At 69.7% G+C, this 10,095-nt stretch carries 7 protein-coding genes; 3 read left to right on the plus strand and 4 right to left on the minus strand.

Features of this window, described 5'->3' with window-relative positions:
• The first annotated feature begins 289 nt into the window (after positions 1-289).
• Together ACIPC1_RS21025 and ACIPC1_RS21030 are read left to right on the plus strand one after the other, a co-directional pair.
• Entirely contained in the window at positions 290-1,150 is an 861-nt protein-coding gene (locus tag ACIPC1_RS21025) for an MBL fold metallo-hydrolase (protein WP_402519002.1), read from the plus strand.
• Positions 1,151-1,204: 54 nt separating this feature from the next.
• Entirely contained in the window at positions 1,205-1,942 is a 738-nt protein-coding gene (locus ACIPC1_RS21030) for a hypothetical protein (RefSeq protein WP_402519003.1), read from the plus strand.
• A 390-nt stretch (positions 1,943-2,332) separates the two neighbouring features.
• Here the strand turns inward: ACIPC1_RS21030 and ACIPC1_RS21035 are convergent, their stop codons facing one another.
• Genes ACIPC1_RS21035 through rutA form a run of 3 tightly spaced genes read right to left on the minus strand, consistent with a single transcriptional unit; the run spans position 2,333 to position 5,604 of the window.
• The gene (locus ACIPC1_RS21035; RefSeq protein ID WP_402519005.1) at positions 2,333-2,974 is read right to left on the minus strand and encodes an isochorismatase family protein; all 642 of its coding nucleotides are present in this window, start codon (positions 2,972-2,974) and stop codon (positions 2,333-2,335) included.
• Positions 2,971-4,512 (minus strand): MFS transporter, encoded by a 1,542-nt coding sequence (locus ACIPC1_RS21040; protein WP_402519520.1) that lies wholly within the window; start codon positions 4,510-4,512, stop codon positions 2,971-2,973. The genes ACIPC1_RS21035 and ACIPC1_RS21040 overlap by 4 nt, the downstream gene beginning before the upstream one ends.
• A gap of 18 nt (positions 4,513-4,530) precedes the next feature.
• A complete protein-coding gene (gene rutA / locus ACIPC1_RS21045) occupies positions 4,531-5,604 on the minus strand; it encodes a pyrimidine utilization protein A (protein WP_402519007.1) in 1,074 nt (357 codons plus the stop codon).
• A 344-nt stretch (positions 5,605-5,948) separates the two neighbouring features.
• On the opposite strand from rutA, the gene ACIPC1_RS21050 reads away from it, so the two are divergent.
• Positions 5,949-8,882: a SpoIIE family protein phosphatase gene (locus tag ACIPC1_RS21050; protein WP_402519009.1), complete on the plus strand. Its 2,934-nt coding sequence runs from the start codon at positions 5,949-5,951 to the stop codon at positions 8,880-8,882.
• Between the two features lie 37 nt (positions 8,883-8,919).
• Here the strand turns inward: ACIPC1_RS21050 and ACIPC1_RS21055 are convergent, their stop codons facing one another.
• Positions 8,920-9,957 (minus strand): LuxR C-terminal-related transcriptional regulator, encoded by a 1,038-nt coding sequence (locus ACIPC1_RS21055; protein WP_402519010.1) that lies wholly within the window; start codon positions 9,955-9,957, stop codon positions 8,920-8,922.
• Positions 9,958-10,095 lie beyond the last annotated feature (138 nt).

Consider the following 10,095-nt stretch of genomic DNA (forward strand, 5'->3'; position numbering starts at 1 on the left):
CAGACGCCTGGGCCCGTCCTGGGCAGTCGAAACGGGGGCGATGGCCGACTGCGGATGGAAAGCCGCAGATCTGCGGCTTTGGAGTGGTCACCCGTCCGGCGCAGTGTCGCCGAGAAGGTGGTCGTGTTGCGGATTGGACGAAGCCTCACAGGATGGCTCTTGAGGGCGGCGGGACAGTCGCCGCCGACCTCCAGCTCCGCGGGCTCAGGTGTCACGTCAGGGGCGAGATCCCCGCCCGCCCGGGTCACGTCGAGCCTGCGTCTCCACGACGGTGGAAAGGATCCACAACATGCCGGAAGCCACATCATCGCTGCGGTACGACACCCTGTGCGTACGCCGGTCCGGTCTCACCAGGGACCTTCCACCCGGCACGGAAGAACTCCAGTGGGTCGTCAACACCGCGACGTTGATCTTCGGCGAGCGTGACGCCGTACTGGTCGACACGTTCCTCACCATCGAGCAGAACCAGCAGCTCGTCGACTGGGTGAAGTCCCACGAGCGGAACCTGGCCCATATCTACGTCACGCACGGGCACGGCGACCACTGCTTCGGCGTCAAGCAGCTCACCGAGGCATTCCCCGGGGCCAAGGCGGTCGCCGCCCCCGCAGCAGTGGCCAAGGCGAAGACCGAAGGCACCTCCCCCTTCATCGACAGTTTCTGGGCGGCGCGTTTTCCGGGACAGATCCCGCAGCCCCAGGTCTTCCCGGAGGCCCTCGACGGCGACACCTTCACCATCGAAGGGCATGAGCTGCAGGTGATCGACACCGGCTTCACCGACACGGAGGGCAGCACCGCACTGTGGGTGCCGGACCTGCGGCTCGTCGTCGCCGGGGACGTCGCCTACAACGGCATCCACCAGTACATGGGCGAGACCACCACCTCGTCGCGGGAGGAGTGGATGCGCGCCACTGACACACTTGCCGCGCTCCAGCCGACCTTCGTCGTCGCCGGCCACAAGAACCCCGATCTGCCCGACGACTCGAAGATCCTGGCCGAGACCAAGAAGTACCTGGCCGACTTCAACCGGCTCGACGCCGAGACCGGGACGGCGATCGAACTGTACGAGGCGATGCTCGCGCTGTACCCGAACCGAGCGAACCCGGGTTCGCTCTGGGGCGGGGCGAACAAGGCCAAGGCGTCGGCACACTGAACTGGGCGCCCGGGAGGGAACCGAGGCCCTGGGCGGGCTCGTGTCCTGGTACGGGTGTCAGGGAAACCGGGCGTGGGCGGCGGGGGATTCATGCAGATCATCGAGGTGACCGGGTATGCCGTCCGATCTGCTGTGATCACCATGCGGCGGACAGGGACACCACTCGAGTTCGTGATCTTCCCGATGCTGCACGTGGCTTCGCCGACGTTCTACTCCCAGGTCCGCATCAGACTCAGGGAATGCGACCTCGTGGTCATGGAGGGAATCCGAGGGAAGTCGGTCGGAGTGAGTGCCCTCACGCTCGCTTACCGGTTCGCCCCACGCCGGCGGCGCAACGGTCTGCAGGAGCAGCGCGAGGAGCTGCTGCTTCCCGAAGACGTGCCGGTTGTCAATCCGGATGTGACCGCGTCGGAGGCGATCGCGGACCTGAAGACACTGCCGCGCTGGACGTACGTACTGCTCATGATCGCGGCCCCGGTGATGGGCCTGGTGTTCGCGCTGCGCGGTCCGCACGCCTTCCTCGACGAAGACCTGGTGGTCGAGGATCTGCCGTCGACGCTGCGGGCGGAGATGATGGCCGACGGTCCTGTGGAGCACGCGATGACCGGTCGGCGCGATCAACGGCTTCTCGCCGCGCTCGGCGAGATCCACGCGGAGCGCGGCGACGAGCCGATCCGGGTGGCCGTCGTCTACGGGGCCGGCCACGTCCCGGCGATCGTTTCGGGGCTGTGGGAGCGCTACGGGTACCGGCCACGTGAAGCGGAGTGGCTCACCGTCCTTGTCCCGGCGTAGGTCGCCGGACGGACCCGGTTCCGCGCGGCCCGGCAGACAGGGGCGTTACGGCTGCCCCGGTTCCCACGGACGCTGATCTCGGAGTCGTCGGCTTGGTGGGCCGTCAGGCCGGTGACCGCGTGGACGCGTTCGAGGGCGACCCTGCTGGTGATCGCGATCCGGCGGCGGACGAGCCGCAGGGTTGGCCGACGTGACGGAACGGCAGCCCTGGCACGGTGGCGACCTTCATGCCGCGGATGTCGTCCCGGCCATGGGCGCCGGCGCGGGTCCTGTCCAGCGGCGGGATGTCCTTGACCAACGGGCCCTCCACGAGCGCATCGCCCGGGTCCCGAACCGCGACAGCCTCTCGGCGTCGTACGGCCAGGTGCGCGAGACCGCGGCGCCGTCGGCCTACGGCGTCTCCGGCCCCCGCCCCGCGAGGTATTCCGGAACGCGCGCCATCGGCCAGACCTCGCCGATCTTGTGCCTGATGTCGAAGAGGTTCGCCGCGTGGACGTCCGGATCCCGGTCGCCCACGGCCTCCTCGACCACGACCGGGATGAATCCGTGCTGCATGGCGTCGAGCGCGGTGGCGCGCACGCAACCGCTCGTCGACAGGCCACCGATCAGGAGAGTGTCGATGCCGCTCGACGTCAGGTAGGCGGCCAGCGCGGTGCCGAAGAAGGCGCTCGGGTACTGCTTCGTCACCGTCAGTTCGGTCGCTCTCGGGGCCAGTCCGTCGATGAAGTCGCCGTACGGGCTGCCCTCGGCGAACACCCGCAGTGTGGGGACCTTGCGGAAGAAGAGGCCGCCGTCACTGCCGTCCGGCCGCAGCCGCATCCGGGTGATGACCACCGGAATCCCGGCCCGGCGTGCGTCGGCCAGCAGGACCCTCATCGCCTCGACCGCCGGTTCGACTCCGGCGTAGAGCGGGCAGTCCGGGTCGACGTAGGCGCGGGCCGGGTCCACCAGGAGCAGAGCCGGGGAGGTGCCGGGGGTGAGCCGGCCGCCGAACCCGGCGCGTTCGTAGTCCTCCTGCTGGGAACCGGTCATGGCATCGCCCTTCGTGTGGTGGCGGGGTGCGGGTCGGCGTTCGCGGTGAGATCGGCTGCACCGGCGGCATCAGCGCTACGGGGCGTCCGCAGCGACGTGGGAAACGCCAGGCAGATCAGCGCCCCCGCCACGGCGATGCCGGTGAGGACGAGCCCGGTAACACGGATGTTGGCGACGAACTGGCTCAGCTCGCCCGACGCGAGCACGTTCAGCGTCCCCTCGTACGCGGCCTGCCGGGCCGGTTCGCTCAGTCCGGTCGTGGTGAACGCGAGCGCGAGCGCCGTACTGAGCAGATAGCCCACGTTCTGCGTGGTCGAGCGCAGGCCGTTGGCCATCCCGCGCCGGTCCGCCGGGACGCTGAGCATCAGCGCGCTGGTACTGGGCGTCATGAACAGCCCGGTGCCGGCCCCGATGAGGAAGAGGAACGGTGCCACCGACCGGAACGGCACAGCCGTCGTCGACAAGGTCAGTGAGAAGCCCAGCAGCCCGCACGCCGTCGTCGTCAGGCCGGCGGTCGCCAGCGCTCGTGGCGTGAAGCGGCCAAGCAGCGGTCCGGCGACCGCCGAGGTGATCAGCGTGCCGACCGCGACCGGTGTCACGAGCACCCCCGCCTTCAGGGCGGTGACTCCGCCGGCCGCCTGCTCGTGCAGCGACGCCAGCAGCACGACGGCGTACGTGCCGACCGCATGGGCGAGCACCGCGACGAACACCAGAGAGATCGCGCGGGTACGCAGCAACGCCACGTCGACCAGGGGGTGCGAGCGCCGCGTCTGGACGACGACGAACACCGCGAACAGCGCGACTGCCGCACCGCCGCAGACCCACGGCATCCATCCGGCGACGGTGGCCGTGACGCTCGGGGTCAGTGCAAGGACCAGAGCGGTCAGCATCGCCATGGACAGCAGCGCACCCGACAGGTCGAACGGTTCACGGACCCGGCAGGACCGCCGGGCACCCATGGCATCGCTCGGCGGAACGACCAGCGCCGACGCGACGATCGCGATCACTCCGATCGGCACGCAGACGACGAACAGCCCTCGCCGGCCCAGCAGTTCGGTCGCGGCACCGCCGACGACCGGCCCGGCGACCTGGGCCACCGAGGCCACCGTCACGTTCCAGCCGAGTGCCCTGCCCAGGGTCCGCGCGGGAAACACGTCGGTCAGCAGGGCGGTGTTGTTGGTGATCACGGCAGCGGCGCCGACCCCCTGCACGACCCGTGCCGCGATCAGGAACTCCGCCGACGGGGACACCGCCGCGAGCCCGGTCGCCGCGGTGAAGACGACGAGCCCGGCCAGATACAGCCTGCGGCGGCCGACGATGTCGGCGATCCGGCCGAAGACGAGGATCAGCGCGGTGGTGACCAGCATGTAGCCGAGCAGGATCCAGTCGGCCTGCCCGGGACCCGCCCCCAACTCCCGGGTGATCGTGGGCAGTGCGACGGTGAGACCGCTCATGTTGAGGAACACGGCGACCACGCCCACCGCCGTGGCGGCGAACACCCGCCACGGACCGCGGACGGCGCGCTCCTCCTCGGACATCAGGACCACACGCCCGGGCTACCGGGCAAGCGAGCGCGACTTCATCAGCGGCTGGACGCGCGTACCGAAGTTCTCGAGGCCCTCGATGAAGTCGTCGAAGACGAGCATGACCCCTTTGGTGCCGTCGACCTCGGCGACCTCGTCGAGCAGCTTCGCGACGGTCTCGTACGACCCGACCAGTGTGCCCATGTTGAGGTTCACCGCGCCCTCGGGAAGCGAGATGGTCCTGGCGGTCGAGGAGTCGTCGGCGGTCGTGTCCGTGGCCGACTCCCCCGCCATGTACGCCAGCGCCGCGAGGTCCGCGTTGTCGTGGTAGTCCCGCCACTTCGCCTGGGCGGCCTCGTCGGTCTCGTCGGCGATGACCATGAAGAGCGAGAGAGCGCCGACGTCACGGCCGGTCTTCTTCGCCGCGTCCACGAGGGTGGCCGTGCTGTCCGACAGCGCGAGCGGGGTGTTGACGCCGCTGCCCAGGATGAAGCTGTAGTCGGCGTGCTCGGCGGCGAACTTCATGCCGGTGCCGCTCTGGCCCGCGGCGACGATGCCGATGTGCCCGTTCGCCGGACGCGGGGACAGCACGCAGTCGTCCATCTCGTAGAACTCGCCCTTGAAGTTGCTGACGCCCTCGCTCCACAACTCCTTCATCACGGTGACGTATTCGACCGCGCGGGCGTAGCGGTTGCCGAAGTGCTCGTCTCCGGGCCACAGGCCCATCTGGGAGTACTCGCCGGGCGCCCAGCCGGTGACGATGTTGATGCCGAAGCGGCCGGGGGCGATCGAGTCGACGGTCACGGCCATGCGCGCGACGATCGCGGGCGGCAGTACGAGGATCGGCGTGGAGGCGTACAGCTTGATCCGGTCCGTCACCGCGGCCAGGCCCGCCATCAGCGTGAAGGACTCCAGGTTGTGGTCCCAGAACTCGGTGTCGCCGCCGAACCCCTTGAGCTTGATCATCGACAGCGCGAAGTCGAGTCCGTGCTCCTCGGCCTTCTGCACGATGGCTTTGTTCAGCTCGAAGCTCGGCAGATATTGGGGCGAACTCTTCGATATGAGCCAGCCGTTGTTGCCGATGGGGATGAATACGCCGATGTCCATGCCGCTCCTCGTTGGCGGGTGGGGTGAGCCTGACGGGGTGACAACGTGCTTGCGTGATCAGGGGGTTCCAGGATGACTGCGACTGTATTCACCGATCATTACTGCGCGTCTCCCGATCTGTGAACGGTGCACTACACGGCGGCCCGCGGTACCGCCGCGCCGGTAATTCTCCCGATTTCGACCATGTCACTCGGCTGGTCATCAAAGGTGAAAGCGAACGATATCCCGCTCCAACTCGACCTGGAATCTCGCCTGTTGGGATCCATTTTCCGTAACCGAAGCGGAAGGTGAGAATCCTGAGAAGCGGTGCGTCACCTGAGGTGACAACGGTAAAATCTTGCAGCATGAACGCACGTCTGGCGCTGCTCAGTACGGTCGATTCCGGCATCGCCGAGAGCGAGGTCTTCCGGCTGGCACTCCAGCACGCGGTGGGCGAGCTGAACGCCCTCGGGGGAACGATTCACCTTCGCGGTCCCATGTCCGCACTGCGCCTGGTGTCGTCGACCGGCCTGCCGCCCGCTCTCATCCGACCCTGGGAGATCATCGACCAGGGAGGCCCGCTGGCCCCCGCCCGGGCCCTGTACCGGGGCAGTGGCGTGTGGGTGCCGCTGAAGCCCGGTCCTGGGGCCCCGGAAGTCACCTGGCCCGGCACCGGACTTGCCTCCTTACCCATGTTCGGCGGGGAACGCAGCATCGCCGCACTGACGGTCCTGACGGGCGACGAGGGCGAGCCGACCCCCGAGCGGTGGGACTTCCTGCGGGCCGTGGTCGACTGGACCGAGGAGCGCATGGGCCAGGGACCGCCGCCGTCCGGACCCTCGCAGGCGGAGCTGAGTGGCAAGCGTGACCGGCTGCGGCAGGCTCTGAAGCAGGTCAGCGTCGGCTCCTGGGACTGGGACATCCAGGGCGGCGAGCTGCTCTGGGACGAGGCCGCCCTGGCGCTCTACGGCACCCGGCCGGAGAACTACACCGCCAGGGTCGAGAACTGGATGGTGTGCGTCCACCCCGACGACCTGGCGCCGACGCTGGACGCGGTGGACCGGGCGATCCGCGACCACGGCGTGTTCGAGGCCGAGTACCGGGTACGGCGCCTGGACGGCACGTACGGCTGGACGCAGGCCCGCGGCCGGGCGACGTACGACGAACAGGGCGAACCTCTGCGGATGATCGGGGTGGGCTGGGAGAGCAACGAGTCCCGTTCCGCCCGTGACGCGCTCAGCCGCGCCCTGCGCCACATGAGCGACGGCTTCCTCGCGGTGGACGAGGAGTGGCGGATCACCTTCGCCAACCTCCAGGCGGAACGCACGCTGGGCTTCTCCGAGGAGGAACTGTTCGGGCGCGTCCTGTGGGAACTGCCCGCCGCCCGGGAGATCCCCGGCCTGGAGAGCCGCTGCCGGAGGGCCGCGGCCGAGGAGAAGCCCGTCGGTTTCGACGTCCAGATGGGGGATCCCGCCCGTCGCTACCACCTGCGGCTGGTCCCGGGCCCCGATGGCCGCACCCTCTACCTCACCGACGTCACCGAGAAACGGCAGCACGAGGAGGAGCGCCGGGCGTCCGAGCGCGCCGCCGGCCAACGCGCGGCGCGGATAGCGGAGTTGACGACCTCCCTCGCCAAGGCGACGACCTCGCAGGACGTGGTGGACGCGGTCGCCCACCGGGTGCTGCCGCCGTTCGCGGCCACCGGAGTCCTGGTGCAGGCCCTTGAGGGCGACCGGCTGTACAACGTGGGAGCGGTCGGCTATCCGGACGACTTCCTCCCGATCGTCAACGACCTCCCCCGCACATCCGGCGAACCGTCCTGGGACGCCATCGCATCCGGCACGCCCTTGTTCCTGTCCTCCGTGCAGGAGTACACCGCGCGCTCACCGGAGCTGGCCGGCCGGCCCGACCGCGCGGGCAAACAGGCCTGGGCGTTCCTGCCGCTGACGGCGTCCGGCCACACTTTCGGCGTCTGCGTCGTGGCCTTCGACAGCCCGCGCCGCCTCACCGACGAGGAACGCACCCTGCTGACCACCATCAGCGCCCTCGTCGCCCAGGCCCTGGAGCGGGCCCGGCTCTACGACGCCGAGCACACCCGTTCCCGCGAACTCCAGCGCAGCCTGCTCCCCCGGGACCTGCCCGATCTGCCCGCGTGCACGGCAGCCGCCCGCTACCTTCCCGCCGGGCAGGGCATGGACGTGGGCGGCGACTGGTACGACATCATCCCGCTCTCCGGCGGCCAGGTCGCCCTGGTCGTCGGCGACGTGATGGGCCACGGCCTGCCCGAGGCGGCCACCATGGGCCGCCTGCGCACAGCGGTCCACACCCTGGCCGACCTGGAACTTCCCCCCGACGAGATCATGAGCCATCTGAACGACCTCGTCAGCGGCATGGGCGAGGAGTCGTACGTGACGTGCCTGTACGCGCTCTATGACTCGACCACCCAGATCTGCTCCATCGCCCGGGCCGGCCATCCCCCGCCGGCGGTGGTCCACCCGGACGGCACGGTGTACTTCCCGGACGCGGAGGCGGACCCACCGCTGGGCGCGGCGGAACCGCCTTTCGAGACCGTCGAGTTGACGGTGCCGGAGGGAAGCCTGCTGGTGCTCTACACCGACGGGCTCGTGGAGTCGTCGAAGCGGGAGATGGACGAGGGAATGGCGGACCTGGCGCGCCTGCTGAGCGCGGCGCACGGGACCGAAACCGGCGCGGACCTGGAGCGGCTCTGCGACACCCTCACGGCGGGCCTGCTTCCCGCCGAGCATCCGACGGCCGACGACGCGGCCCTCCTCGTCGTCCGCCTGCATGCCCTGGCCGGTGACCGGATGGCCTCCTGGCCCCTCACCGAGGATCCTCGGGCAGCCGGCCAGGCCCGCCGCCACGTCCGGGAGCAGCTCCGTGAGTGGGGCCTGGACGACCTGACCTCGACGACGGAGCTCCTGGCCAGCGAACTGGTGGGCAACGTGGTACGTCACGCCAAGGGCCCCGTCAGCCTGCGCCTCCTGCACGGCGCCGAACTGATCTGCGAGGTGTTCGACGGCAGCCTGACGATGCCCCGGATCCGCCGGGCGACGGAAACGGACGAAGGGGGCCGCGGTCTGCAACTGGTCACGGCGCTCTCCCAACGCTGGGGCACGCGCTACACGGCGACGGGGAAATGCATCTGGACGGAACAGGCGCTGGTCACCCCGGACAGCCGACGGGAACCGTCGTCCGACCCACTGGAGTTGATGTTCCCGAGCGTGGGGGACTTCACGGGGGACCTGGACGCGCTGCCGTTCGGGGACGAGGATCAGTAGACCGGACGGTCAGACGGGTGGACGGGCTGTCCGGACGTCAGTCGTCGCTGTCCAGCAGTCCTGTGCCGGCGAGGAGATAGCCGAGCTGGGCGCGGCTGCCGCTGCCCAGTTGCACGGAGACCTTGCGGACGTGCTCGGCCACGCTGCGGCGGCTCATCCCCAGCCGGCGGGCGATGACGCTGTCCGTCTCGCCGGAGACCACGGCGCGCAGAATGGTCCGCTGCAGATCCGAGGCGACGACATGGTTGCGCGGCGCCGAGGACGCGTGGTGCACGGGCATCGCGTGCTCCCAGGTCTGGTCGAAGGACCGGGCCAGGAAGCGGACCAGTGACGGGTCCCTGATCTCCAGTACCCCGTCGGCCACCCCGCGACCCGGTTCCAAGTCGGCCACCCTGTGGGCGGATTCCTCGTCGGACACCGGGACGAAGGCGACCTCGCGGTCGCAGATGATGAAGCGTTCGACGACCTCCGCCAGGGTGCGTACCCTGGCCCCGGCCGCCGTGACCTGCTCGATGTACGACATGGTCGGGCGGTGGGTCTGGACGGTGTGCTGGTAGACGGTGCGCTGGCGGACTCCCCGGCCCAGGGCCCGTAGGTCCCTTCGCAGGGCCTGGGCGAGCGCGGCCTCGGGTCGCCCGCCGCCGGGCTGCGCCGTGAGCAGTTCGTCCCGGCAGCTGCCCACGGCCGCTTCGAGCGCCGCGTTGATGACAGCCTTTCCGGTGAGCCGGACGATCGAGGGCCGCGCCGTCTCCTGTTCCTGCGTGTACACCGTTTCGAAGGCGGCCAGCCGGGCCTGCACGGACCGCAGGGCCGTGCGCTGGCGCGCCATCAGGTCCTCCAGCGGGCCGGCCGTGGCGAAGGCCGCCGCCGCGGGGGGCACGGGCACCGCGTACTCGGGCGCCTCCGGGGCGTCGATGACGAGATGGAGTTCGCGCAGGCAGGTCGGCACCTCACCACGTGCGACACGGCCCTCACGCAGCGCTTCCCGGTAGGTGGCCAGCGCCGCCTCACAGGGGTGTTCCAGAGGCGATTGGCGGCAATTGCATGAGGCGGTACCGGATTGCTCGTGCTTCACAACTGTGCAGATTACATTCGTACACATCGACTCCCGAACGGGCGAGCGACAGTCTCCCTATGGTGAACGGAGCGCCCTCGCTCGTACGGCCACCAACGAGAGCGCTCCATGTCCGGCTTTGTGCGGCACGACCATGAC

The organism is Streptomyces sp. NPDC087263 (assembly GCF_044744645.1).
Classification (GTDB): domain Bacteria; phylum Actinomycetota; class Actinomycetes; order Streptomycetales; family Streptomycetaceae; genus Streptomyces.